Origin of the sequence: Pontibacter populi (assembly GCF_019336435.1) — a bacterium.
Lineage (GTDB): Bacteria > Bacteroidota > Bacteroidia > Cytophagales > Hymenobacteraceae > Pontibacter > Pontibacter humidus.
Genome location: NZ_JAHWXQ010000004.1, coordinates 152,011 through 176,352, shown reverse-complemented (window position 1 = coordinate 176,352; position 24,342 = coordinate 152,011). Strand labels below are relative to the sequence as shown.

Below are 24,342 nucleotides of genomic sequence, written 5' to 3'. Positions count from 1 at the left end.
GATGATTAATACGTTAACTTAACCAGTATACTCTATCTTAATAGGTTATGTTCATAGATTATATCTATATCTAACTTCGAAAAATCTATAACAAGCTAATTTAAGTGAAATGAAGGGAGGTCGGATTTTTGTAGCTTTTATAGTTGCTGAGTTGGAAAGTGCTCTGTCGCTATATACTTAAAAGATCAGTTTAAAAGTACTTCCGATTCCTTCTTCGCTCTCAACCTGTATAGTACCCTTGTGCAGGTGCATGATATGTTTTGATAAACTGAGCCCGATGCCGGAACCATCTCTGTGAGAGGTAAAGAAGGGAATAAATATACTTTCCAGGAGCTCTTCGGGTATGCCGGTACCGTTGTCGTGTAGTTCTATAGTTACTTTGCTGTCCTGTGGGTGTGCTACCAGCATGATCTGGGGATCTGGCCTTCCCTGAACGGCACGTTGCGCATTCGTGATCAGGTTGATAAGCACCTGCTCTACCAGGTTTACATCGCCGTTTATAGTCAGGTCAGGAGTTGATACTTTGCAAACAAACCCGATGCCTTGTTCTTCCAGGCGCGGTCGCATCAGGGTATTTATACTTTTAAAAAGCTCCTGCACATAGATCGTGGTCAGGTTAAGGTGCTGCTGCTTGTTGAGGTTGCGGTAAAACTGCGTGAAACGTAACAGCCCTTCGCTGCGCTTTTTAATAATGCCGATGCCTTCTTCCGTGTCTTCCAGCAGTTCTACATCAACCACCGCTTCAGGTTCTGAACTATAGCGTTCGCGTTCCAGGTGCAGGTGTTTCCCTAAGGTATCGGCCAGCGAAGCAATAGGGGCTACCGAGTTCATGATCTCGTGCGTCATCACGCGGAGCAGTTTTTGCCAGGCTTCGGTCTCGGTGGCATCCACGGTGGCGCTCACGTTTTTAAGAACTATAAGCAGCAGGTTGCGGTGCTGCATGGTAAAAGCCGTAGCCGATACCAATAGCTGCGCCTGCCCGGTTGGTAGTTTTAGTTTTACCTGTGCTGTTTCCCCGGATGCTATAGTTTGCAGCGACTCGTACAGGGCAGGGTAGCGGTTCTCCAGGCTGTTTATACTTTTCAGATAAGGTACACCCAGCATCTTTTTAAACGCGTCGTTTACCCATTCTACCTCACCGGTCTCTGCATCTACGGCCATTATACCGGTATCCACCAGCTGCAATATAGTTTGCATGTACTGGAACTGGGCCTCGCGCTCAATGTGCAGCTGCTTAAACGTGTTGTTGATCAGGTTAAAAGCTTTGTGCAGTTGCTGCAAAGAGGAATTGGTGTTCTCGTTAAAGCGTTGGGAGAAATCGCGCTGCTTTACTGCCTCCAGGAACCTGGCCAGCTCGTTATTGCTGCGGGTTACATAGCGGGCTATTTCCCATAGTTGCGCCAGCATAATCAGTATACCCGATGTTACCTGCAACCAGGTATAGTTGGTCAGGTATTGCACTGTAACATACATCATGCCCAGCAAAAGTGTAAACCGGACAAGCAGCCCGAACTCCAGACGCTTAGATATCATATTTGTTAAGGCGGCGGTAAAGGGCGGTGCGGGTAAGGCCAAGCTCTTTGGCAGCTTTAGAGATGTTGCCTTTGTTCTTCTCGATCACGCGACGTATCGTTTCGCGCTCTATTTCGCTTAGCGGCATGTTGGTTTCTGCAGCAAACGAAGCTATAGTTTGCGTAACAGGTGCCAGCTCCATGGCAGAGAAAGTGAAATCCTGTGGCTGCAGCACGTTGTTCTCTGCCAGAATGATGGCCCGCTCTACAGCATGCTGCAACTCGCGCACATTGCCCGGCCAGCTATGCTGATTCAGTTTTTGCAGCGTGGCAGGTGCAAGCTCCGGAACTGGTTTGTGATTTTTCAGCGCATAGATCTCCGCAAAGTGGCGGGCCAGCAGCTCTACATCGCCGTGGCGCTGCCGCAGCGGGGGCAAGGTGATTTCCACGGTATTAATGCGGTAAATCAAATCTTTACGGAACAGGTTTTTGGCTGCCAGCTCGTAAATAGGTTCGTTGGTTGCCGATATCAGCCGGATATCAACTGGAACAGGGGTGTTGGAGCCGAGCGGTGTTACCTGGCGGTTTTGCAATACGGTTAGGAGCTTAGCCTGCATGGCCGGCGAAATGTTCCCGATCTCATCCAGGAACAAGGTGCCGCCATTAGCAGCTTCAAAACGACCTTTGCGGTCTTCTTTAGCATCGGTAAAAGCGCCTTTCTTAAATCCGAACAGCTCACTCTCAAACAGGGTATCAGTTAAAGCAGCGACATCTACACTTATAAATGGCTTGTTTGCGCGAAAAGATTTCTCGTGAAGCGCGCGTGCCACCAGTTCCTTGCCTGTTCCGTTCTCGCCCAGTATGAGCACGTTGGCTTCGGTAGGTGCAATTTTTTCGATCTTGTAAAGAATATCCTGAATAGCTTCGGACTGGCCAAGTATAGTTGTTTGCTGCGTAGCTATAGTTGACTTGCCTTGTTTTTTGCTGCCTTTGGCGTTTAAGGCGTTGTGCAGTGTTTCCAGCAGTTTGTCGTTGTGCCAGGGCTTTACAATGAAGTCGTGCGCCCCTTGTTTTAAAGACTTTACTGCCAGCTCCACATCGCCATACGCCGTGATCAGGATAACGGTCGCATCTTTGTCTTTATCCAGTATCTGGCGCAACCAGTAAAGGCCTTCGTTGCCGGTGTTCAGGGCGCTTTTAAAGTTCATGTCCAGGAAAATGACATCAAACTTCTCTCTGGAAAGCAGGCTCGTTAGGTTGTCCGGATTTTTCTCAGTTAGCACTTCTTTTACCTCCGTTTTCAGCAGCATTTTCAGCGCAAAAAGCACGTCGGTTTCATCGTCAACTATTAAAACTTTACCGGTTTTTCCTGTGGCCATAGTACAAGCATTTCCTATTCTGATACCGAATTTAAATAAATTATTCGGGGATTTATACTAACCTGAACTATAGCTTAATTTCACAATGCCTGTCTTTCCAGCTTGGGTATTGCTACAGTGCAATTTGCTATAGTTTGCCCGGTAAAATGCTGTAACGCTACCGCACAGGTGTCCACGCAGATTGTGTATCGGAAGCGTACAGTTTTATAGTTGTAGTTTTGTGTAATTTATTGATTTATAGTTTGTTATAAAATTGGCATTCAAATTTCTATATATCTGACAGCGTGCGGGCAATTACCTGCTGCAGTTCAAAAAGAAGATTTTTTCCTGAGCCGATAAAATTCCAAAACTATGATCAAGAACTACCTCAAAATGGCCTACCGCAACCTGCTGCGCCACAAAGTTTTTTCCCTGATCAACATATCAGGGCTGGCGCTGGGCATGACCTGCAGCATCCTGATACTACTATGGGTGCGCGACGAACTGAGCTTTGACCGCTTTCACCAGGATACCGATAACCTGTACCGGTTAATGGAACTGCAGAGCTATCCGGGAGCCGATAACCTGACGACCGATGCTACACCAGGCCCACTGGCCGAAGCCCTGGAAAAAGACTTTCCGGAAATAAAGCATGCTTTGCGCAGCTCTACATGGGAATGGAAAAAGCTGTTGACCTACCAGGATAAAGTTCTGAAAGTGGATGGCCGTTACAGCGATCCTGCTTTTTTTGAGATGTTCTCGTTCCCGCTGCTTCACGGCGATGCGAGGCAGGTGCTGGCAAATCCCAATTCTATAGTTATCTCTGAGAAAGTAGCTATTCAGTTCTTTGGTTCTGCTGAAGAGGCCGTTGGTAGAATATTTAAAGTAGATAACCGGGACAGCTACAAAGTGACCGGCGTGATGCAGGATGCTCCTAAAAACTCGTCGATGCAGTTTGATTGGGTAATTCCGTTGGCAGACCTGATTAATCACCCGGACGGCCACTGGTTAAAAAGATGGGATAACAACGGGATACGTACGTTTGTGCAGCTGCAACCGGGCACCGACCTGGCGGCTTTTAATGAGAAAATTAAAGATTATGTAGAAAAGTACAGCAAGGACACCAACATTGAACTGTTTCTGCAGCCGGTGAGCGAAATGTACCTGTACGGTAAATTTAATGGGACTAAGGTAGCCGGGGGCGGCAGAATAGAAACGGTGCGCCTGTTTTCGGTGGTAGCTGTTTTTATACTTGCCATTGCGTGCATCAACTTCATGAACCTGGCTACGGCCCGCTCTGCTAAACGCGCTAAAGAAGTAGGTGTTCGTAAAGCCATCGGGGCAAACAAATCTTCGCTGATAAAACAGTTTATGGTGGAGTCGGTGCTGGTGGCTTTTCTGGCGCTGTTTGTATCGGTAAACCTGACGGGCATACTGCTGCCGCACTTTAACGAGCTTACCGGTAAGTTTATAGACCTGGACCTGAGCGACCCTGCCTTGCTTCTGTTGTTATTTGGGGTAGCTATAGTTACTGGTATTCTATCAGGCAGCTACCCGGCTTTCTTCCTGTCGTCTTTCGACCCGGTGGTGGTGCTGAAAGGAACAAGCAAAGTGAGCAAGCGCATTTCCGTTTTCCGCAAAGGGCTGGTGGTGTTCCAGTTTATTTTATCTGGTCTGCTTATCATCAGTACGCTGGTTGTGTACCTGCAGCTGCACTACATCCGCACCAAAAACATTGGCCTGAACCGAGAAAATGTCCTTTACTTTCAGCTGGATGGTGATCTTGGCAAAAAGTATGAAGTACTCAAACGTGATCTGCAAAATATACCGGGTATTGTAGGCCTGAGCGCCTCTGACCAGATCCCGCTTGAGATCAGTAACTCGACCGGCGATGTGGGTTGGAAGGGGAAAGACCCTAATGCAAACGTGTTGTTCGGGATGATGGCCGTGGATTATAACTATGCAAACGCCATGGGAATTCAGGTAAAGGACGGCCGCGATTTCTCGAAGGATTTTGGCACCGATACGGCTGCTTTTATCATAAACGAAGAAGCTGCCCGCCTGATGCAACTGCAGGACCCGGTGGGGCAACCGATCCAGATCTGGAATATCAAAGGCCATATCATAGGGGTAGTGAAAGATTTTAACTCCCGCTCGATGCACAGTAGCATGCAGCCGCTTATTTTAAGATTACAGGATGCAAACCAGCGGTATCTGTACGCACGCATAGCGCCAGGCCAGACGCCCGAAGTACTGGCAGCTGTAGAAAAGGTAGTGAAAAGGCATAATCCGGCCTTCCCGTTCGAGTACCACTTCCTGGACGAAGATTTTGAGCGCATGTACAAGAGCGAAGCCGTAATGGGCCGCTTAACGCAATACTTCGCCATCATCGCCATCTTTATTTCCTGCCTGGGTTTATTTGGCCTGGCCTTGTTTACTGCCGAGCAGCGCACCAAAGAGATCGGTATCCGCAAAGTGTTGGGCGCATCGGTAGCCAGTATTGTGTACATGCTGAGCAAGGATTTCCTGAAACTGGTGCTGATAGCGAACCTGATCGCCTTGCCGCTGGGCTGGTATTTTATGAACGGCTGGCTGGAGAACTATGTAGACCGTACCGATCTGAGCTGGTGGATCTTTGCCTCGGCTTTCATCTTAACTATAGTTATAGCCATTATTACCCTGAGCTTCCATGCTATTAAAACAGCTGTATCTAACCCAGTTACTTCCCTCCGAACAGAATAAGAATTCCTATTTCCGAACTATAAGTACAATCTAAAACCATGAAAAAGTCATTATCATTTTTACTATTGATGCTGGTGCTGGTAGCGCCTGCCATTGCTCAGAAAAGCTACAAAGGCCTGCCGGTAATTGAGGCCACCAATAAAGTTGCAGACTATAAAGTTGGCAACGAATGGGTAAAAGGTAACTGGAACATCAGCCCGCAGATAGCAGTTGACGAACTGAAAGTGCCCGTGCACAACAAAAAAGTAAAGTTCTCTTTTTACACCGACTCCGACTCTATCAGCTTCAGGTTAAAGCCAGGCAAGTCGCATCAGTTCTATGTATTGCTGAACAATAAAGACTATGCCCTGACAGAGATTAAAGGCTATAGTTTTGAAGCGCTGAAATTCAATGAGACCAATACCGTTCCGGCTTATACAATGCTGTATGAGCAGAATAACGGCAATACTTACCTGGACCAGCTGCGGGCGCAATATAACCTGGATGCTATAGTTGCGGGCGCCGCCAATGATACTGAAAAAGCACTGCGCATGGTAAACTGGGTACACAACCAGTGGAAGCACAACGGTATGAACCAGCCTAGCAGCCCGGATGCGCTAACTATACTGGCCGAGGTAAAAGAAGGTAAACAGTTCCGATGCGTAGAATATGGTATTGTAACTACCGCCTGCCTGAATGCCATTGGTTTGCCAGCCCGAACAATGGGCCTTAAAATGAAAGACGTTGAAACTATAGAATCTGGTGCAGGCCACGTGTTGCTGGAAGTTTACTTGCCGGATATGAAAAAGTGGGTATTGCTGGATGGTCAGTTCGATGTAATGCCCGTGCTGAACAACGTGCCGCTTAATGCCGTGGAGTTTCAGCAGGCAATAGCCAAGAACTATGATAAGCTGGAGATCAGGAGCCTGTCCGGAGCCGACAAAGCGCAGTATGTGAAATGGGTGTATCCGTACCTTTATTACTTTGATGTAAAATTCGATAACCGTGAAGGAGTAGACTTCACCCGCGAGACTATAGATTCTAAAAAATCGCTGATGCTTGTGCCAATGGGTGCAAAACAACCTGAAGTGTTCCAGGTAAGCAACCCGATAAATTACTGCAAATACACCAACTCTATAGTTGACCTGTACCAGGCACCGGTAATGAAGAGTAAGGTAACTACCGCTCAGAAGTAAATTACTCCAATAATTAGATTAGTTGTAACCCATCCCTTTCCGAGGTGTGTCCTATACATGCCGAGGAAGGGTTTGGTTATTTAAAGGTCTCTTTGAAACTATAGCACCTATAGTTTAATGATAGCCTGAAACTTTTAAGCCATGTAAATGTGTTATAAATAATAACCAATACGACATCGGAATGCCATAAAATTGCGTATGTTTGTGGCGTACTTCTTGGAGTATACAAATCAAGAATCCGTTCTTTAACTTATGGGGTAGACCGGAATTGACAGCTTGTGCAGATTGCGTGTAAGCATGTCGGGTGATGAACGTACCACCTGTTAAAAATCCGTTCGAACAATAACTGGCGAATATAACTACGCCATGGCTGCTTAATCTAGGTATTAAGCACTAGCCATAGTCTCGTGCAGGTTTCGTAAATCTGCTTGCACATCAGAGGCTTCGATCCGATTTGCTAGCTTGTGTAAAGGTGCGGTGCACAGGCGAAATTAAGCATCTAAGGAGTGCGCATTAGTTTGGTTTATACTAGCAAGCTCCCGACAATCCGAATAAACCTAAGCATGTAGAAAGCCCGTCGATTTCCTTGTCTGGACCAGGGTTCGAATCCCTGCTACTCCACAACTCTATTCTAAAAGGGTCCTTTACATATCGTAAAGGACCCTTTTTTATTTCACGTAAACAATAGTCAAACATTTGGTTTAAACCCCTCAAAGGTGGTGTTCGGCAGGCTGTCCTGTTCCGATTCGGTTAGCTCCTGCAGGTAGTTTCGTCATGCGCACCCAAATATGCCCGATTGCCCGCGCCACGGCTTTGATGTCGCGGGGAGTAGCCTAAGCCAAGGAGGCAATCTCTAAGTAATGTCATGGTCTGCTATAGTTCAAGGTTCAGGCTTATTTTAAATTTGGATGTTGATATATAGTTGTGTTACTTTTAGCAGCTTTAGCCTCATGAGAACAAAGTATAGTTTAAGTGCCGGGCCATCGTTTTTATAAATCTTTCGGCTTTAAGCCGGACTTACTGAGCTATGAACTTCCTCACTAAAAGTTTCCACAATACATTTTTGTCTGGCTTAGTGCTGCTTTTAAGCTTTTCTGCAACAGCGCAGGAAACCGACCTTGAAATTATCTATGGTCAGGATGAAAAAAATGTTTACCTCACCAACAAGGTAAAAGAAGTCTATGTGGAATCCGACGAATACTACAATGGCACACTGATTCGCCCCCGTTTTGTGTCTGACTACTACCTGATGGATAGTAACGGACAAATGATACAAAAGAAGTATGCCCACAATGGTAAACTGACCGGAAAAACAAAATATGAGTACAACAGCAAAGGAGTACTGGAAGTGTCTACCTCCTTTGTGCGCAGTGCAGATGCCAGCAGGGACACAACCTGGAAGCCATCGTCTCAGCATCGGCATGTTAAAGCAGGCAAGAAGGCGCCCGGCCACTATAGATGGGACACAACAGCAGGAAAATGGGTAGCGGAAAAATCAGGTCGCACCTGGGTAAAGAACGACACAACTTATGTAGAAGAACGAACAGGGTCATCTCAAAAATCTAAAAGTATCAGCCGGTTTTATTTACTTGGTTCAGACCCTACAATTCTGCGGCATGACCATGTGCAATTCTCGCCAAAAGGAATGAGTGAACCTAGCTATTACTACACCAAAACAGAAAACGGAAAAGTGGTAGAGTCTGGTAAAATGGATTTCGAGATGGAGATAATGGCGTATCTGCAGCAGCATCCTGAGGCAAGCAGGCTCCTGTTTACTAAATATGGTTTCTACCCGGTAATGGACAAAATAGCGCGTCATTCCCCTGGAAGGCGTGTGCCTTCCAGGACTTATGTTTATACCGCGCAAGGACAACTGATGCAGGAGAAAGGGTATATTACCATTACCTACACCCGAGATGCATCAGGCAGGGTTGTTACCAGAACAAGTGATGAAGGAATAATTACCAATTACTATTACAATGAAAATGGTTTGCTTGAAGGGCAGGTTTCCATACATGACGACGGACGACCATACGATAGCAAGTTCTACCGGTATGTATTTCATTAAGTTAAATGAGGCAGTAGCAAAACAGGCGAGAAATTAAATGCTGCACTCCTAGGTTATTTTTATGTACTTTGCAGCATAACAGCTTTATTACCCCTCATTGGGAATTCTTAACACCTTATACTTTTAGCTACGATATATGAAAACCTTACGCATAAGCAGCATATGTGCACTCTCAATTTTGCTGGCTCTGGCAGGAGCAGTTACAACAGAAACTATAGCTCAGGGCAATACCGAAAAAATCTATAGTTCTGCTGATAAGCAGCCTTCGGTGCTGGGCGGGCAGCAGTCTATAGATGCATATTTTGCAAAAGCGCTAACCAATGTAAACAGGGAGCCGGGGGGAGTGATCACCCTGAGTCTGGTTGTAGGTGCCACAGGCCAGGTGAGCGAGGTAACTATAGCAGATAGTTATGTGCCCAACGTTAAAAGAACACTTGAAGCGAATGTAAAGCTGGAGCAGGCCCTGACAAAAGCTGCTTTAACTATGCCGGGATGGAGGCCAGGTGAGGTAAATGGCAAACCTGTTCCGGTGAGGGTATCGGTTCCGGTAAATATATCAGCTTTAGAAGTAGCTCCAGAAAAGGAGTTGATTTATACTTACGTAGAACAAATGCCATCATTTCCGGGAGGGCAACAGGCCATGTTCGATTTTATCGCCGCTAACATAAAATACCCTAAAGATGCCATCGCGCAAAACAAGGAAGGACTGGTGGTCGTCAATTTTATAGTTGGCCAGACCGGCGAGTTGCGCGAGTTTAAAATTCAGAAAGGAATATCTGAAAGTATAGATGCCGAAGCCATACGGGTTTTAAAAGCTATGCCCACCTGGATACCCGGAAAGCAGAACGGACGCATAATATCAGTATACTATACCATGCCAATGAGATTCTTTATTCCAAAAGGGGGCGGAACCAAATAAAAAAGCGTCTGCTTTTAAACTTAACTATAAATTAAAAGATCAGTAATAAACTATAAAAGCCCGTGGTTTTCACAAACTGCGGGCTTTTATAGTTTATTACTGATCTAAAGCAGACAACTCATCTAGTTGTTGTTCCTTCACCACCTTAGGAAATGCCAGGTTTAAGCTTCTTCGGGATACGTATTGGCTGCACCCACTTTTCTGAGAAACAGGTACCCGCAAATACCGGCCAGAAGAGAGGCGATCAGAATAGCAAATTTAGCCTGCGTCTGAAAAGTAGGCTCGCTGAAAGAGAGCAAGGCAATGAAGATTGACATGGTAAATCCTATCCCTGCCAGTAAACCTAAACCCAGGAACTGAATCCATCTGGTTCCTTCAGGCAGGGAACTGATTCCTAACTTCACTGAAAGCCAGGAAAAGAAGACAATGCCAATAGGTTTACCAAGTATCAATCCAGCAATAATGCCTAACCCAAGGCTGGTTGTCAGGCCATCTAACATTTCTGACTCAAACCTTACGTTTGTATTGGCTAAAGCAAAGATGGGCATGATCAGGAAGTTTACAGGTTTGGTTAACGCATGTTCCAGCTTCTCCAGGGGCGATTCTGTTTCGTCTGGGGTAGTTGGCAGGGTTAGCGCCGTAAGCACACCCGCAACAGTAGCATGTATACCTGAATGGTGAATAAAGTACCACATCGCCACTCCTGGCAGCAGATATAGCCAGATGTTTTTAACGCCTATTCTATTGAAGATAATTAGCAAGACAAGCACTCCTGCTGCATACAAAAGGTAATTAAGGTGCATTTCAGAAGAATAGAACAGAGCGATGACCAGGATGGCACCTAGATCATCAACTATAGCCAGGGCAGTTAAGAATACCTTAAGTGAGAGCGGCACCCTCTTACCCAAAAGTGTTACCACGGCAATAGCAAAGGCAATGTCGGTAGCCATCGGAATACCCCAGCCATTAGCGGTAGTGGTACCTTGGTTAAACAAAGCATAGATAACAGCAGGAACCAACATCCCCCCGATAGCAGCGAAAACAGGTAAGGCTGCCTGTTTAAAAGAAGACAGTTCTCCTTCCACCAATTCCCTCTTTATTTCCAGCCCGACCAGCAGGAAAAACACTGCCATTAAACCATCATTTATCCATAACAGAACAGGATATCTTAATTGTAAAAAATCAGATTCATACCCTATTTCCTGGGCAAGAAAACGCTCAAAGCCAGGGCCGAGCGGAGAGTTTGCAATAAGTAAAGACAGTACAACACAGGCCATTAAGATAAAGCCACCTGCTGATCCGGACTTTAGAAAGTCTCTGAAAGAAGAAAGGTTAATTTTTTGTAGCATGCTTAAAACTACAGAATTCAGCCTTGTTTTACCAGTATAATGTGGGTTTTCTGAGGAGATGTGAACAGTTGCCTGGCATAGTTTTCGGCTGATTTCCCTGTTGCTAAAATAAAAAGCAAGTGGAAAAAGCTGCTCAAAAGATCTTATGGATTGGGGAGATTTGTCGATGGTATAAAGCAGCGTCATACAGTTTTGCCTCTCAGGTAGCCGTAACTGGCTGAGTCATTCGGAACTGATGAAAGGTGCTACGCTGAACTATACAATGACCGACAAGCCTGATAAAAAGAGAGGTACTTCTAAAGCGGATGCGCCTTATTCCCTGTCTAACGAATAGCTTTTTTCTCAACTATAGTTAACCCAGCGCTGAAGTTACCAGCGATGGGTTAACTATAGTTGCCAGATCAGGGAGACGAACTGAACCTTTGTAAATTTAAAGGCATCCTATAAAGTGCAATTTATAGTAGCCTGTTTTGCAGTATAATCTTTATTGAGATACTTTTGCAGCCAGGTTTTCGTTTGAGCCCCAGGTATCCTTAATTTTAAAATAATGCATTTTAAGCAAGTAATTTGGCTAATGGCCACAGTAGCAGTATTGGCATCATGTTCATCCTCTAAAAAAACAACCAGCAGCAGAACAGGGAAGGTTATTGTAGTTGACAGCAAATCGGTAAGGATCGGTAGCTCGGGCACTACCCGTAAGGACAATGGCCTGCACAAAGGCTGGTATAAAAACCCTAACAACCCACATCACCCAAACTCTACTAACCCGGGCCATACCAAGGGCAAGGGGAAAGGCAAAGGCAAGAAAAAGTAATATTCTTGTGCCGGCACGAAAGGCTGTAGCTATAGTTGTAAAACTATAGCTACAGCCTTTTGCTTTTGTAACGGTGTATTAAATAAATTTTATTTCGATTTGAATTAAACCAATAACAAGAATAAAAGTATAAAGAAATCTCATTCAGCAAAGTTTATGTTTTACCGGAACCAACGCCTTAAGCAACTATAGTTTAATGGCTGTTGCCCATTTTTACTTCACCTATGAGAATACTTAGACACCTGTTACTTTATACTTTTATTTGTTTAATGGCTGCATCCTGTAACCCAATGCAGGGGCGAAAGGCTGTAGTTATTGATGATGACGGGCAAAGCATGCGTTTTGATCGTAATCGCAAGGAAACTAAGAACAAGAAATGGGATGCCCGCAAAAAGAAGAACTTCAAGAAGAATAAGTATAGCCGGCGCGACTAAACTATAGTTTACGGACGGGGCTTTCAAAACTATATCCGTGAGGGTATAGGCTATAGTTTATAAACCTATACTTAACGGCTATATATGCGTATAAGCGGCTACTATGGAACCACAAGACATACGCTACAGCCGTACTCCGCACACCGAAAAACTGAAATGGGTAAACCACATGGTGAAGTTAATGGATAACCAGTTCAGGTTGCCCGGCACTAACTTCCGTTTTGGCCTCGACCCGATACTTGGCCTGTTGCCTGTGGCCGGCGACTTGGCCTCGTTTGGTGTGTCGGCAATGTTGGTAATGACAATGGCACGCCACGGAGCAAGTGGTAAACTGGTTGCGCTAATGCTCATCAACATCGCGCTTGATACTTTGATCGGAAGTATACCGGTGTTAGGTAACGTTTTCGACTTCTTCTTTAAGGCAAACGAAAAAAATGTGCGCCTGCTAACCAGGCATTACGAAGAAGGTAAATACCAGGGCAGCGGTAAAAACGTGATCATAGGCGTAATTATAGGTGTTTTGGTGCTGTTCGCTCTCCTGGTGTGGGTGCTATGGGAACTGGCTGCCTGGATCTACCACCAGCTGGCAGCAATACTATAAACGGCCCAGCGCCCTGGCAACTTCCACAGCTTTCAGGGCGCTGGTTTCTTTGTCTTTTATTTCCAGCATTATATCCATATCCAGCCCCTCGGTTTCAGCTAAGAAATCGTGAAAAAGCTGTTCTGAAATACTTTGCACATGTTTGCCTTTGCGCTCTGCTGGCGCCTGTGCACTATAGTCCATCATCAAAATTCCATCCCGGTCCGGTTTCCAGGTCGATGCTGCCATCTCTACTGCCTCGCGCATCGGCTCGCCGTTATTTACGCATTCATGATGCAGATTATCGAAAATGATAGGGATGCCGGTAAGTTCGTGCAGGTGCAGGCAGTCGAGTAAACTATAGGTCCGGTCGTCGTTCTCCACGCAAAGCCTTGCTTTTACCGCATCGGGTAGCTGGGTGTGGTAGACCTCTGCAAAACGTGCCAAGGCAGAGCCCTTGTCGCCGTAACCGCCACCGCCGTGTATCTGTAGTTTGGCGGTTGTGTCCAGTTCCATCAGGTCGAGTACAGTGCCCTGGTACACTAGTTCGGCAATGCTGTTTTTTACCGTTTGTGGGTTAGGCGAGTTAAGCACTACAAACTGGTCGGGGTGCATGGAGATGCGCAGGTTGTGCTCTTTTATATAGTTGCCCAGTTGCTGAAATTCAGATTTAAAATGCTCCTGCCAGTTGTATTGGTTTATCTCATGCGAGGCAAAAGGCACCAGGTCAGAGGTGAGCCTGAAAAACAGCAAGCCGTTCTGCACATTGTATTCCAGTATGCGCTGCAAACAGGCAAGGTTGAGAGCCACGGTTTCTATCAGGCGCTCTTCAGAGTAAGAGGCCAGCCGGAAAGTGCGGGAAGAGGTGCAGTCGAGGGACTGATTAATGCAGGGATAACCTATTTTCATGGCGCTATAGTTTGTTAATGCTAACTATAGCTTTGCGGTTTTGTTGGCGATTTACTGTTTTTTTTCTTGTTCGTAGCCGGTATTATCCTTAAAAAAGCGGTTATAGTCTTCCTGTTCCTTCAACTGTCGTTGCAGTTCCAGCATCATGTAAATCTCCTGCATCTTTCGTAGCTCTTTCCCCTCTCTCGAGAAAAGATCATACAGCAAACTGATTGGCGTAAGCAGCGTAGGTGGGGGTGGGGGCGGCAGTTCGATGGCTTTTGGCGGCTCCACATAAGCCGGGTTCTTTACATAGTTGGGGTCGGGGCGGTTCATGTTACGCAGGGCGCGCTGTATCATTTCTTCTGATGGGCGGTTGGTAACTTCCACTTCGCCAAGCATCACGCTATCTTCCTGCAGCACTATGTTTACGCGCATCTCTGAAACCGGCAGGCGTTGTGGCAAATAAAGCAGCGGCTTATAACCGACTGCCCGTATCAGCAAGGTATCATCAACGGCTACATCTATCAGGAACTTTCCTTCGGCATCAGAAATAACAGCCCTTGTAGTACCATACCGGATAATACCAGCCCCAGGCACAGGCGTTTTTTTGTCAGGCCCAAGTACCGTTCCGCTTATTCTTACATTACGCTGTGCTTGTGCAGGCATGTTGGCCAGCAGCAAAAAGGTAAAAGCGCAGCTAATTACGAAGAGGAACCGGTGCATGTATAGGGTCGGGTGCAATAGCAATTTATGTTGCCTTTTGTAATACGCCAAAGATGGTTAAAAAGTATGCGAGGTCCAAAATTTATAGTAGTGCCACCTGGTCTATAGTTATATTTTGTGCATTAATAAAGCAAAAGCCTGTAACTATAGTTGTCACAGGCTTTTGAATAAACTTTTCTATCCGGTTGGCATATTTTACTGATCCGGAGTCAGTCTTTTCTTCGTTTTGTTTCCGGTATCAACAGGCTTTTTCTTGCTGTCTGTTACCCTGATTTTATCGTTTCCGGTCTTTTGGCTACCAACAGCGTTGCGGCTCTCTCCTTGGGCGGTAGTGCTGCCCGGGGTTCTGGTTGTGGCCGAATCCATGTTCGTTTTGTTAGTATTTGTTGACATGTCCGCTGCCGCTGCTTTACCGCCCATTAGCTTGGTAGAACTGAATTTATAGTTCTGAGATCTGTAAGCCTGCGCCGGATTAACGCTGTCGTAATATGCAATTACCAGTTGTGTTGCTGTTAAGTTAGAAGTGGCATTGTCTGTGCTTGCATTATTTGATGTGGTAGCGTTGCCAGCCGTACCCGGAAGCGGATATTGCCTGATTTGCGTAGGATCGACAACTTCATCTTTATTCGCATCTGCTACCTCATAGGTAGTGCCTCTATCGGTAGTGCTTCTATGCTCGGAACATGCTGTGAAAAGTAAAGCCGCAGCCATACTCATACTATAGATTATCTTTTTCATGGTTTGTTTTCTAGCGTTATACATGGGCGCACAAACTTTGGTAAACTATAGTTTTATATAGCATGTGCCTGATTTTTTACGTGCAGCAATTGGTAAAGTTAAAAAGCCGGTGCAAGTGAGCGCCCAGCTATAGTTTGGGTAAAATAAAACGGACCGGCTTTCAGGGCCGGTCCGTTGCTTTATGTGTGGTATAGTTTAAGCTTTTTTGAGCTCAAACACGGTTATTTCAGGTAAGAAGCCAACGCGCCCCGGATAGCCGAGAAAGCCCAGGCCAGTGTTTACATAGAGGTATTGTTTCCCTTTCTGATACAAGCCGGCCCATTGTTTATAAACATACTGCACCGGGCTCCATTTAAAGCCGGGTATATTCACGCCAAACTGCATGCCATGCGTATGCCCCGATAAAGTAAGGTCGATATCGGAATATTTCTGGTTTATTTCGCCGTCCCAGTGCGAGGGGTCGTGTGATAGTAATACTTTAAATAGGCTTTGTTCGGTACCGGCGTACGCTTTACGCAGGTCGCCGTATTTTGGAAAACCAGCACGATTACCCCAGTTCTCTACACCAAGTATCGCTATGTGTGCGCCATCTTTCTCAATCTTGCGGTGCTCGTTCATCAGTATTTGCCAGCCCATTTTACCGTGCGATGCGATCAGTTTTTCCAGGTTAGCGCGTTTGGCTTCGGCACTGCTCCAGTTCACATAATCGCCATAATCGTGGTTGCCCAGCACTGAGAATACGCCGGTTTTGGCTTTGATCTCTTTCAGGGTGTCGAGGTGATTGTGTAGCTCCGTTTCCACGTTATTTACCAGGTCGCCGGTAAAAAATACCAGGTCTGCTTCCTGTTTGTTAATCAGCCGCACCGCCTCCTGCAAAGGCTCTTTAGAATGAAAACTTCCTGTATGGAGGTCCGATATCTGCAGCATTTTGTAGCCATCGAAGGCAGCAGGCAGGTTCGGGAATTTAAGCGTAATGCGCTTTATCCTGTAATCGTAAGCGCCCTTTACCATGCCGTAAATAAACGCTGTAAAAGGCACCGCCGCTACCATAAATCCCATCTGGCTCAGGAACTTGCTGCGCGAAGGATCATATTTTACATCGGTATTAAGAGCACCAAGTGTGAGTTTGCCTAGCCGGATCAGGTCATCTGCAAAAAGGAAAAACACCACCAGCAGCTTACTGGCATATAGTATAAAAAAGATGTTGGTTAAGTAAACTTTAAGCGGAGTGGAGGGGTGCTTTGGCGTATTGGCAAATATGGCAAACACGATAACTGCCGCTGCAAATAATACCCAGTATCCGATTTTAATGTATTGCTGTGTTGCCGGAGACAAGCCCTGTATAACAGTTTTGAGCGCCTGGAATGCATAAAGGTCTACCAGGAAGAGGAGGAGTATTAGAATGAGAAAAGACATCATGCGTTGCTTCATAAAAAAAGAGCCAGCCCTGGATGAACTGGCAACAAAGGAAATAGTAATAAAAAAAGAAGTAAAAATGCCTGTCACTGAACTAAATAAACTATAAAATACTTTCAGTAGCACAGCTTTTACTTAACAAATATTGTACCGCATGAAAGACACTGACACTCTTGCTGCTTACACCCCTGCACTTAACATTAAAACCTGGGCCGAAGAAGACCGTCCGCGCGAAAAACTGCTGCTGAAAGGCAAAGCAGCCCTGAGCGATGCCGAACTAATAGCGATACTCATAGGCTCCGGTACACCCAAATTAACAGCTGTAGATGTAGCCAAACTGATACTTTCTGCGGTTAACAATGATCTTAACGAACTGGCCCGCCTCTCGGTAAAAGACCTGATGAAACACAAAGGTATTGGCGAAGCAAAAGCGATAACTATAGTTAGTGCCCTGGAGCTTGGCCGCCGACGGAAAGAAACTGCTGCTTCCGCTAAAACCCAGATCACCTGTTCCACCGACATCTACAACTATATAAAGCCACAATTGTTGGATCTTCCGCACGAAGAATTTTGGATTATCCTTCTGAATCGAGCCAACATTGTCATGAAAAAGGAAAGCATAAGCGCCGGCGGCGTGGCCGGAACAGTTGCTGACCCAAAGATCATCTTTAAAAAAGCACTGGAACAGCTGGCAAGCTCTGTTATACTGGTACACAACCACCCGAGCGGCAACACCAAGCCCAGCGCCGCTGATATCTCCCTCACCAAAAAAATGAAGGAAGCCGGCCAGTTTCTTGATCTCCCCATTCTCGACCACATCATCTTCACTGACAATGACTACTATAGCTTTGCCGATGAAGGGATACTATAGTTTGGGAGTTAAAGAGTTTAGGAATTAGGGAGTTAAAGAGTTGGAAAATGGTGGATGTAAGAATTAGAAATTTTGATTTTGGGGAACAGTTTAAGAAGCGAACAAAAACCTTTGCTTTGCGCGTGATCAAGTTGTTTCAGTCGTTGCCTAAAAATGATGAGGCACAGATTATTGGAAAGCAGTTATTGCGTTCGGCTACTTCGGTTGCGGCTAACTATAGAGCAACTTGCAGAGCCAGGTCAAAAGCTGAGTTTGTTGCTAAAATAGGAGTGGTGTTAGAAGAAGCAGACGAGTCGCTGTTCTGGCTCGAAATACTGGAGGAAGCCGAAATTATAAAACCGAATCTTTTAGCTGCTTTGAAGCAGGAAGCATTCGAGCTAACCGCCATCCTAGCAACAATCAGAAAAAACGCAGCAAAAAAATAACCAATCTTTAACTCCCAAACTCACTAACTCACAAATTCCTAGACTCTCTAACTCCTAAACTCACAAACTCTATAACTCAGGAAGTATTTCCTGCACTCTTCCTACTTCGCCGGTTTCCAGTCTTACTTTTATGCCGTGCGGGTGGTTTGGTGAATTGGTCAGGATGTCCTGTACGTAGCCTTCGGTCAGGTAGCCGGTGCGCTGGTCTTCTTTCATCACAATGTTTACCCGCAGGCCTGGTTTTATATTCGAGCGTTTTCTTCCGTCCATAGGTTATAGTTTAAGCGGTGCAAAGGTAGGGTTTATAGTTTAGTCTGCCGTTTCGGTTGTAAGTTCTGAAATATGGAGACTGCGCAACATAGATGTTTTTTTGTGTTGATGCTCCTGCATACGGTGCATAATATCGTGAAGCATGGAAATGGCTTCTATAATGTGCGGACCTTTATTCAGCATCACGCAATCGGCGCGCTGGGCCATGGCAGCATCTGTAATTTCAGCTCTTGATGGTCGCCCTTTTTTGGCAAGCGTTTCCAGTACCTGTGTCGCCCACACCACCGGAATATGAGAAGCCTCGCATAACCATAAGATCTCTTCCTGCACCTCCGCCAATCGTTGCCAGCCACACTCCACAGCCAAATCTCCGCGCGCAATCATAATACCGGCAGGGTAAGTTTGCATAACGGAAAGCAACAGATGCGGCAGGTGTTTAAAGCCTTCTTTGGTTTCGATCTTCAGCATGACGGCCAAATCTTTTGCCTTCAGTTTTTTTATCTCTGCAAAAAGCGCCTCTACCATCACAGGGTGGTTTGCAAACGATAAGTTTACAATATCAGCGTGCTTCGCCACAAATCTCAGGTCGGCTTTGTCTTTCTCTGTAAGGTCGCGCAGGTGCAGGTTGCTCTCCGGCAGGTTTATACCTTTGTCGGCCCGCAGAATGCTTCCCTTGGCTTTGGCAAACGTAATTTTAACCAGCATCTTATCCGGATTCACTTCTTCTACTATGCCCTCTATCGCGCCATCATCAAACAGGATCGGGTCGCCGGCTTTTACCTGATCAAATACTGCAGGCAGGGTACAGGAAATAAAGGCGGGGCTAAGTATGTGGCCACTCGCATCAAAACGGGCTGGCTCACCTGGTGCAGGATCTCTGTGCAGGACCAGGTAATCGTCTTTCCTTAAAAGTATTGGAAGCTCAATAGATGGCAACGCCCCAACTTGTGTAGTGCTGTCGGCTATAGTTTTGTTTTTTACGGTCAGTTCCGTGCCGGTAACCAGGTAAGAGGTTTTGAGCAGATGTGCCACTACGCCTTTCTTTTCCTTTCGAATGACAGCCATTGTTCGTTTTCTGCCACGGGTATCGGTAAACTTGATCTTGTCGCCTTCCTGTAACTGGGCTACCCAGCTATCTTCTACCGGTAAAACAGCATCTGCCATAATCGGAGCCGGTTCGCCGGAACCTGTAAGCCATACTGTTGCCGGTGAAGTAGGTACTCCCAACTCATTATGTATCTGATGAATTGCTACCACTTTAGGTCCTGCTTTCAGTTCGCCGGTTCGCAACTTAGGCCCCATCAGATCGAAGAGGATAGTACAGGCTAAACCAGTTTCCTTTTCTGCCTTACGGATGTTGCGGATCATGGCCATCCAGGTTTTTTCGTTGTCGTGAGCACAGTTAATGCGGGCGCAGTTCATACCCGCTTTCAGCATACGCACTACCAGGTCGTAATCTTTTGCCAGATCCGACGAGAAAGTCACCATAATGCGGGTTGTCCTTTTTTCGGGCAAGGGTCCCCAAAGGCTTTCGGTATGTTTCGCCAGCAATTTTCTGTTCTCGAAGAACGAAACAGCCAGCTCTTTGTGCTGCGGAGTACATTTGGCTAACTGGCACAATTGACCGCGTACGGCGCTTAAACTTGCGAGTACATGCCCCTCCGCGCGACCCAGCGACGAAAGCCCGATAAGTGATAAGGATTCCTGAAGCTCCCGGATGTCATGTTGCCTGAGCGCCAGGTAGTGTAACAGGTTTTTGGCACTTTTCTTAAAACGTGGATGCACTTTCTTTACTTGCCCCTCAAATTTCTTCTCAAGTGCTAAGGCATCTTCATAGAGCATATCGATCTGGGAGATCAGGTTTAAATAATGTGTCGTTTTTGCGGCCATAGTTTACATTCCTTTCAGGTATACAACTGTAGTAACTATAGATAAGTTTTGAGGCTTGATTATATGGATTTGGTAAGACCTGGTGGCGTGCGTAGCTCCTGCTAGCGTCTGGGCTATAATTGATTTACTTCTCAACTGTCATTTCGACGTTAGGAGAAATCTATTTCAGCTTATAGTTTGCATTTCTACTACCTGAACCAAGCTATCATTTCAAATTACTTCTAATCCTGGGAGCTTTACTTGCCTACATTTTCAAATTAGCTTTAGTGCCCTCACGGCCGGGAGGCCTCGTCTTCGGGCATCGCGCTATTGCTTTCTTGCTACCCTCGCTGTGCTCGGGTTGGCTGCGCCACCGCAACAAATCAAAGGCGCTCAACCCAAAGACTGATAAGTTTCGATAGCTATAGTTTACCTATAGTTTGAACCGGTAAGCTTCGAGATTGATCGTGGCTATAGTTTCAAAGGGACAGGTAAACCTGTCCTGCTCGTGGTGTGTAACTATAACTAATTCAGATTTCTCCTTTCGTCGAAATGATAAAGCCCTAGCTTGTGTCCCACGAGTATGAGCAATCCTATGGCGTTCTGTTACTTATGAATCTGTCTTAAAGCAGCAGAATGCCTTTGTCTGCAAATGAATGAACTATAGTTGTTAAGCTGGTTTCGATTGATATAGGCAGGTTTCGTTTGGTGTATTAACCCTAAGGGGATTGTTCGTTTTTAGAATAAAATGGCTTTATGAAACGTAAAACAGGTTTTATATATTTTTTACGTATTTCATTTGCTTTTATATTGTTTTTATTTTTAGCTTTAAACGAAATACAAGGTAAATAATAACAATAAAGTAACAATGCATTCGAAAGCATTAGAAGCAGAAGGAAGTATATTTGACAGGGCTAAGTTTGTACAGCGCTTAAAGCATGAAACAACAACCTGGGATATAATTGTGGTAGGAGGCGGTGCAACCGGACTTGGTGTTGCTGTTGATGCAGCTTCGCGGGGGTACAGAACGCTTTTGCTGGAGCAATCTGATTATGCAAAAGGTACCTCGAGCCGCAGCACAAAACTGGTACATGGTGGTGTACGCTACCTGGCTCAGGGCGATGTTAGCCTGGTGTATGAAGCATTGCACGAACGAGGTTTACTGCTCCAGAATGCCCCGCACCTGGTACACGTGCAGCCCTTTGTGATACCAAGCTATAGTTTCTTTAACCAGGGCTTTTACGGTATCGGTCTGAAAGTTTATGACTGGATGGCTGGTAAATACAGATTTAAAAAAACAGAGCTGCTAGGTAAAAAAACAGTGCAGAAACTGTTGCCAAACGTGGAGCAAAATGGCCTTAAAGGTGGTATCATTTATTACGATGGCCAGTTTGATGATGCCCGCCTGGCTGTAAACCTTGCGCAGACATGCGCAGAACAGGGTGGCGTGCTGCTGAATTATTTTAAAGTGACAGGCTTACTGAAAGATGCGAGTGGAAAAGTGGCAGGTGTAAAAGCCCGCGACCTGGAAAGCAGCGAAGAATTTGAGTTGCAGGCTAAAGTAGTGGTAAATGCCACCGGCGTGTTTGTGAACGATGTGCTGCAGATGGATAAACCGGCACAGGACCCATTGGTTCGTCCGAGCCAGGGCGTGCACGTGGTGCTGGACAAGTCTTTCCTGAAAAGCGACACAGCACTGATGATCCCGAAAACGCCGGACGGCCGGGTGCTTTTTGCAGTTCCGTGGCACGACCATGTGTTGGTTGGTACAACTGATACGCCACTTAACACAGCAAGCCTGGAGCCAACTGCTCTGGAAGACGAGATCAATTTTATACTGGATACAGCAGGCCAGTACATGACACGCAAGCCACACCGTAAAGATGTGCTGAGTGTATTTGCAGGATTACGTCCGTTGGCAGCGCCTGCTAAAGGCACCAACAGCACAAAAGAGATATCGCGCAGTCATAAGCTTATAGTTGCGGATTCTGGGTTGGTAACTATAACCGGTGGCAAATGGACAACCTACCGCAAGATGGCCGAAGACACATTAGAGCAGGCTATAACTATAGGCAAGCTGGCAGCAAAACCATGTGTTACTGCAGACCTTAAAATTCATGGGTACGCAAAACCACAGCCTGCACCAGATCACCTGGATGTGTATGGCAGTGACGCCGCAGGTATTAAAGCACTTATGCAGCAACGACCTGAGTTAAACCAGAAACTGATTGCCGCCTTCCCGAATACACAGGCAGAAGTGGTTTGGGTTGTGAAGCACGAAATGGCGAGAACTATAGAAGATGTACTTGCCAGAAGAATGCGTGTATTGTTCCTGAATGCGAAAGCAGCAATAGATATGGCGCCGGCAGTAGCAGCTATAATGGCAGCCGAATTAGGCTTAAGCGAAGCCTGGAAACAGAACCAGATAAACAGTTTTATAAAACTGGGTAACCAGTATCTGTTGGAAGCTTATGATCCGGCTGCTTTAAAAGAAAACAGCACAAGCCAGGTGGCCTGAACTATAAAGTAATAGTTATAATCTGCGGACCGGGTTATAGTTAGAACTAGTTCGTAAAGTCTTCAATATTAGTAAAATGCTATGTTGATTGGTTTACTTTTTATGTCTGAAATGAGCTGATAATGCCTTGTTTTCTAGTAAAAAATAAGAAATTAGAGCATTCATAACACAGGATATTGATTCTGAATAAGTAAATAAATAAAAAGTTGTATTCGTGGAAGAATACTATTGTTTATGGGAGGCTGATGAGGCTGAACAAAGCAACTATTATTAAAAAAGATATAATCGAATAGCTTAAAAATTTTACAGGATAAGTATGCGTCTTATTGCACCGGCCCCTCACACAGATCGGCTACCCTTAGAAAGAATTGATCCGGAGTATAAGCGACTGCGTCTTCAGGTTTTTATCGGGATATTTATTGGGTATGCAGGTTATTACCTGGTACGCAAGAATTTCTCGCTTGTAATGCCCGAACTGATAGCGCAGGGATATTCTAAAGCAGATCTTGGTTTTGCCTTGTCCGGCGTATCTATAGCCTATGGTCTGAGCAAATTCCTAATGGGTAACCTCTCTGACAGGAGCAATGCCCGGACTTTCCTGAGTGTTGGTTTGCTGCTCTCTGCCCTGACTATGATCTTCATGGGCTTTGTGCCTTTTGCTACCAGTTCTATCCTTATCATGTTTGTGCTGCTGTTCCTTAATGGCTGGTTTCAGGGAATGGGATGGCCGCCTTGCGGACGCGTAATGGTGCACTGGTTCTCTACAAAAGAGCGTGGTACCAAAATGTCGATCTGGAATGTGGCGCACAACGTGGGTGGTGGCTTAATCGGGCCATTATCTATCGCTGCAATTGCCATTTTCGGTACATGGCAGAGTATTCTCTATTTCCCGGGTCTGGTTGCATTGCTTTCTGCATTGGTAACTTATATGCTGGTGCGCGATACACCTCAGTCCTGCGGCTTACCAACTATAGAAGAGTATAAGAACGACTATCCTAAAAACTATTCTGCCGAGCACGAAAAAGAGCTGAGCGCCAAAGACATCTTCTTTAAATATGTATTCAACAACCGCCTGCTGTGGTACATTGCATTTGCCAACGCATTTGTGTACCTGGTACGCTACGGCATCCTGGACTGGGCTCCGACTTATTTAGAAGAAGCAAAAGGCTTTTCGGTGAAAGAAACGGGCTGGGCTTATTTTGCTTACGAGTACGCCGGTATACCGGGTACGCTACTTTGTGGCTGGTTGAGCGATAAAGTATTTAAAGGCCGCCGTGCACCTGCTACTATTATATACATGGCGCTTGTACTGGTAGCAGTAATCGTTTACTGGAAAAACCCTGCCGGCAACATCTGGATCGATAACCTGGCCCTGATCGCGATTGGCTTCCTGATCTATGGCCCTGTAATGCTGATAGGTGTGCAGGCCCTCGACCTGGTAGCTAAAAAAGCCGCTGGTACTGCCGCCGGCCTGACAGGTTTGTTTGGGTATATGGGCGGTGCCTTGTTTGCCAATATAGCCATGGGTTTTGTAGTAGATGCATGGGGCTGGGATGGCGGCTTTATGGTGCTGATAGCAGCTTGTCTCCTATCTATCTTCTTCACGGCCCTTACCTGGAATAAAGAAAAAGAAAACCTTCAATTAACTCAATCTAGATAACTCTCAATACC

The 24,342-nt window shown here is 45.8% G+C and carries 20 protein-coding genes and 1 other RNA gene; 12 read left to right on the top strand and 9 right to left on the bottom strand.

Translation table 11 applies throughout. The features are described 5' to 3' along the window. Positions 1–177: 177 nt before the first annotated feature. Both KYK27_RS14635 and KYK27_RS14630 read right to left on the bottom strand, forming a co-directional pair. On the bottom strand, positions 178–1,533 hold the full coding sequence (locus tag KYK27_RS14635; protein ID WP_199110885.1) for a sensor histidine kinase: 1,356 nt from the start codon (positions 1,531–1,533) through the stop codon (positions 178–180). Beyond that, positions 1,523–2,890 carry a sigma-54-dependent transcriptional regulator gene (locus tag KYK27_RS14630; protein WP_199110883.1) on the bottom strand — a complete coding sequence of 456 codons (1,368 nt, stop codon included), beginning with the start codon at positions 2,888–2,890 and terminating at the stop codon, positions 1,523–1,525. The genes KYK27_RS14635 and KYK27_RS14630 overlap by 11 nt, the downstream gene beginning before the upstream one ends. A gap of 351 nt (positions 2,891–3,241) precedes the next feature. Here KYK27_RS14630 and KYK27_RS14625 point away from each other — a divergent pair, with 351 nt between their 5' ends. From KYK27_RS14625 to KYK27_RS14605, 5 genes are all read left to right on the top strand, one after another. Beyond that, entirely contained in the window at positions 3,242–5,611 is a 2,370-nt protein-coding gene (locus KYK27_RS14625) for an ABC transporter permease (protein ID WP_199110882.1), read from the top strand. A 38-nt stretch (positions 5,612–5,649) separates the two neighbouring features. Further along, positions 5,650–6,786, top strand: coding sequence for a transglutaminase-like domain-containing protein (locus KYK27_RS14620; RefSeq protein ID WP_199110880.1), 1,137 nt, complete (start codon positions 5,650–5,652; stop codon positions 6,784–6,786). Between the two features lie 254 nt (positions 6,787–7,040). Then, positions 7,041–7,410: a transfer-messenger RNA gene (ssrA, locus tag KYK27_RS14615) on the top strand. 403 nt (positions 7,411–7,813) lie between these two features. Then, complete coding sequence (locus KYK27_RS14610; RefSeq protein ID WP_199110879.1) at positions 7,814–8,854, top strand: hypothetical protein; 1,041 nt, start codon at positions 7,814–7,816, stop codon at positions 8,852–8,854. A gap of 136 nt (positions 8,855–8,990) precedes the next feature. Next, positions 8,991–9,773, top strand: a complete 783-nt coding sequence (locus tag KYK27_RS14605; RefSeq protein ID WP_199110877.1) for an energy transducer TonB — start codon at positions 8,991–8,993, stop codon at positions 9,771–9,773. A gap of 161 nt (positions 9,774–9,934) precedes the next feature. On the opposite strand, the gene nhaA is transcribed toward KYK27_RS14605, so the two are convergent. Further along, a complete protein-coding gene (gene nhaA / locus KYK27_RS14600) occupies positions 9,935–11,122 on the bottom strand; it encodes a Na+/H+ antiporter NhaA (RefSeq protein WP_199110876.1) in 1,188 nt (395 codons plus the stop codon). A gap of 574 nt (positions 11,123–11,696) precedes the next feature. Between nhaA and KYK27_RS14595 the strand changes: the two genes are divergently transcribed. From KYK27_RS14595 to KYK27_RS14585, 3 genes are all read left to right on the top strand, one after another. Then, entirely contained in the window at positions 11,697–11,936 is a 240-nt protein-coding gene (locus KYK27_RS14595) for a hypothetical protein (protein ID WP_199110874.1), read from the top strand. A gap of 224 nt (positions 11,937–12,160) precedes the next feature. After that, positions 12,161–12,370, top strand: a complete 210-nt coding sequence (locus KYK27_RS14590) for a hypothetical protein (protein ID WP_199110872.1) — start codon at positions 12,161–12,163, stop codon at positions 12,368–12,370. A 103-nt stretch (positions 12,371–12,473) separates the two neighbouring features. After that, positions 12,474–12,971, top strand: coding sequence for a DUF4112 domain-containing protein (locus KYK27_RS14585; RefSeq protein WP_199110870.1), 498 nt, complete (start codon positions 12,474–12,476; stop codon positions 12,969–12,971). Here the strand turns inward: KYK27_RS14585 and uvsE are convergent. The 4 genes from uvsE to KYK27_RS14565 form a co-directional block, all read right to left on the bottom strand. Continuing rightward, positions 12,966–13,859, bottom strand: coding sequence for a UV DNA damage repair endonuclease UvsE (uvsE, locus tag KYK27_RS14580; protein ID WP_199110868.1), 894 nt, complete (start codon positions 13,857–13,859; stop codon positions 12,966–12,968). The genes KYK27_RS14585 and uvsE overlap by 6 nt on opposite strands. Before the next feature lie 51 nt (positions 13,860–13,910). Then, positions 13,911–14,564 carry a carboxypeptidase-like regulatory domain-containing protein gene (locus KYK27_RS14575; protein WP_199110866.1) on the bottom strand — a complete coding sequence of 218 codons (654 nt, stop codon included), beginning with the start codon at positions 14,562–14,564 and terminating at the stop codon, positions 13,911–13,913. A 195-nt stretch (positions 14,565–14,759) separates the two neighbouring features. After that, the gene (locus KYK27_RS14570; protein ID WP_199110864.1) at positions 14,760–15,302 is read right to left on the bottom strand and encodes a hypothetical protein; all 543 of its coding nucleotides are present in this window, start codon (positions 15,300–15,302) and stop codon (positions 14,760–14,762) included. Positions 15,303–15,497: 195 nt separating this feature from the next. Beyond that, the gene (locus tag KYK27_RS14565) at positions 15,498–16,721 is read right to left on the bottom strand and encodes a metallophosphoesterase (RefSeq protein ID WP_199110862.1); all 1,224 of its coding nucleotides are present in this window, start codon (positions 16,719–16,721) and stop codon (positions 15,498–15,500) included. Between the two features lie 151 nt (positions 16,722–16,872). Between KYK27_RS14565 and radC the strand changes: the two genes are divergently transcribed. Further along, complete coding sequence (radC, locus tag KYK27_RS14560) at positions 16,873–17,589, top strand: RadC family protein (protein ID WP_199110860.1); 717 nt, start codon at positions 16,873–16,875, stop codon at positions 17,587–17,589. Positions 17,590–17,636: 47 nt separating this feature from the next. Further along, on the top strand, positions 17,637–18,014 hold the full coding sequence (locus tag KYK27_RS14555; protein WP_199110858.1) for a four helix bundle protein: 378 nt from the start codon (positions 17,637–17,639) through the stop codon (positions 18,012–18,014). Positions 18,015–18,083: 69 nt separating this feature from the next. Here KYK27_RS14555 and KYK27_RS14550 read toward each other — a convergent pair whose 3' ends face one another. After that, positions 18,084–18,284, bottom strand: coding sequence for a YwbE family protein (locus tag KYK27_RS14550; RefSeq protein WP_199110856.1), 201 nt, complete (start codon positions 18,282–18,284; stop codon positions 18,084–18,086). A 39-nt stretch (positions 18,285–18,323) separates the two neighbouring features. Continuing rightward, positions 18,324–20,174, bottom strand: a complete 1,851-nt coding sequence (locus KYK27_RS14545) for a pyruvate kinase (RefSeq protein ID WP_199110855.1) — start codon at positions 20,172–20,174, stop codon at positions 18,324–18,326. A gap of 847 nt (positions 20,175–21,021) precedes the next feature. Here KYK27_RS14545 and KYK27_RS14540 point away from each other — a divergent pair. Together KYK27_RS14540 and glpT are read left to right on the top strand one after the other, a co-directional pair. Further along, the gene (locus tag KYK27_RS14540) at positions 21,022–22,671 is read left to right on the top strand and encodes a glycerol-3-phosphate dehydrogenase/oxidase (protein WP_199110852.1); all 1,650 of its coding nucleotides are present in this window, start codon (positions 21,022–21,024) and stop codon (positions 22,669–22,671) included. 316 nt (positions 22,672–22,987) lie between these two features. After that, positions 22,988–24,331: a glycerol-3-phosphate transporter gene (gene glpT / locus KYK27_RS14535; protein WP_199110850.1), complete on the top strand. Its 1,344-nt coding sequence runs from the start codon at positions 22,988–22,990 to the stop codon at positions 24,329–24,331. The last annotated feature ends 11 nt before the right edge of the window (positions 24,332–24,342 follow it).

Excerpts from the sequence above, each read along its gene's own strand:
- KYK27_RS14635 (WP_199110885.1), bottom strand. The coding sequence starts at position 1,533 with ATGATATCTAAGCGTCTGGAGTTCGGGCTGCTTGTCCGGTTTACACTT.
- KYK27_RS14630 (WP_199110883.1), bottom strand. The coding sequence starts at position 2,890 with ATGGCCACAGGAAAAACCGGTAAAGTTTTAATAGTTGACGATGAAACC.
- KYK27_RS14625 (WP_199110882.1), top strand. The coding sequence starts at position 3,242 with ATGATCAAGAACTACCTCAAAATGGCCTACCGCAACCTGCTGCGCCAC.
- KYK27_RS14620 (WP_199110880.1), top strand. The coding sequence starts at position 5,650 with ATGAAAAAGTCATTATCATTTTTACTATTGATGCTGGTGCTGGTAGCG.
- KYK27_RS14610 (WP_199110879.1), top strand. The coding sequence starts at position 7,814 with ATGAACTTCCTCACTAAAAGTTTCCACAATACATTTTTGTCTGGCTTA.
- KYK27_RS14605 (WP_199110877.1), top strand. The coding sequence starts at position 8,991 with ATGAAAACCTTACGCATAAGCAGCATATGTGCACTCTCAATTTTGCTG.
- nhaA (WP_199110876.1), bottom strand. The coding sequence starts at position 11,122 with ATGCTACAAAAAATTAACCTTTCTTCTTTCAGAGACTTTCTAAAGTCC.
- KYK27_RS14595 (WP_199110874.1), top strand. The coding sequence starts at position 11,697 with ATGGCCACAGTAGCAGTATTGGCATCATGTTCATCCTCTAAAAAAACA.
- KYK27_RS14590 (WP_199110872.1), top strand. The coding sequence starts at position 12,161 with ATGAGAATACTTAGACACCTGTTACTTTATACTTTTATTTGTTTAATG.
- KYK27_RS14585 (WP_199110870.1), top strand. The coding sequence starts at position 12,474 with ATGGAACCACAAGACATACGCTACAGCCGTACTCCGCACACCGAAAAA.
- uvsE (WP_199110868.1), bottom strand. The coding sequence starts at position 13,859 with ATGAAAATAGGTTATCCCTGCATTAATCAGTCCCTCGACTGCACCTCT.
- KYK27_RS14575 (WP_199110866.1), bottom strand. The coding sequence starts at position 14,564 with ATGCACCGGTTCCTCTTCGTAATTAGCTGCGCTTTTACCTTTTTGCTG.
- KYK27_RS14570 (WP_199110864.1), bottom strand. The coding sequence starts at position 15,302 with ATGAAAAAGATAATCTATAGTATGAGTATGGCTGCGGCTTTACTTTTC.
- KYK27_RS14565 (WP_199110862.1), bottom strand. The coding sequence starts at position 16,721 with ATGATGTCTTTTCTCATTCTAATACTCCTCCTCTTCCTGGTAGACCTT.
- radC (WP_199110860.1), top strand. The coding sequence starts at position 16,873 with ATGAAAGACACTGACACTCTTGCTGCTTACACCCCTGCACTTAACATT.
- KYK27_RS14555 (WP_199110858.1), top strand. The coding sequence starts at position 17,637 with ATGGTGGATGTAAGAATTAGAAATTTTGATTTTGGGGAACAGTTTAAG.
- KYK27_RS14550 (WP_199110856.1), bottom strand. The coding sequence starts at position 18,284 with ATGGACGGAAGAAAACGCTCGAATATAAAACCAGGCCTGCGGGTAAAC.
- KYK27_RS14545 (WP_199110855.1), bottom strand. The coding sequence starts at position 20,174 with ATGGCCGCAAAAACGACACATTATTTAAACCTGATCTCCCAGATCGAT.
- KYK27_RS14540 (WP_199110852.1), top strand. The coding sequence starts at position 21,022 with ATGCATTCGAAAGCATTAGAAGCAGAAGGAAGTATATTTGACAGGGCT.
- glpT (WP_199110850.1), top strand. The coding sequence starts at position 22,988 with ATGCGTCTTATTGCACCGGCCCCTCACACAGATCGGCTACCCTTAGAA.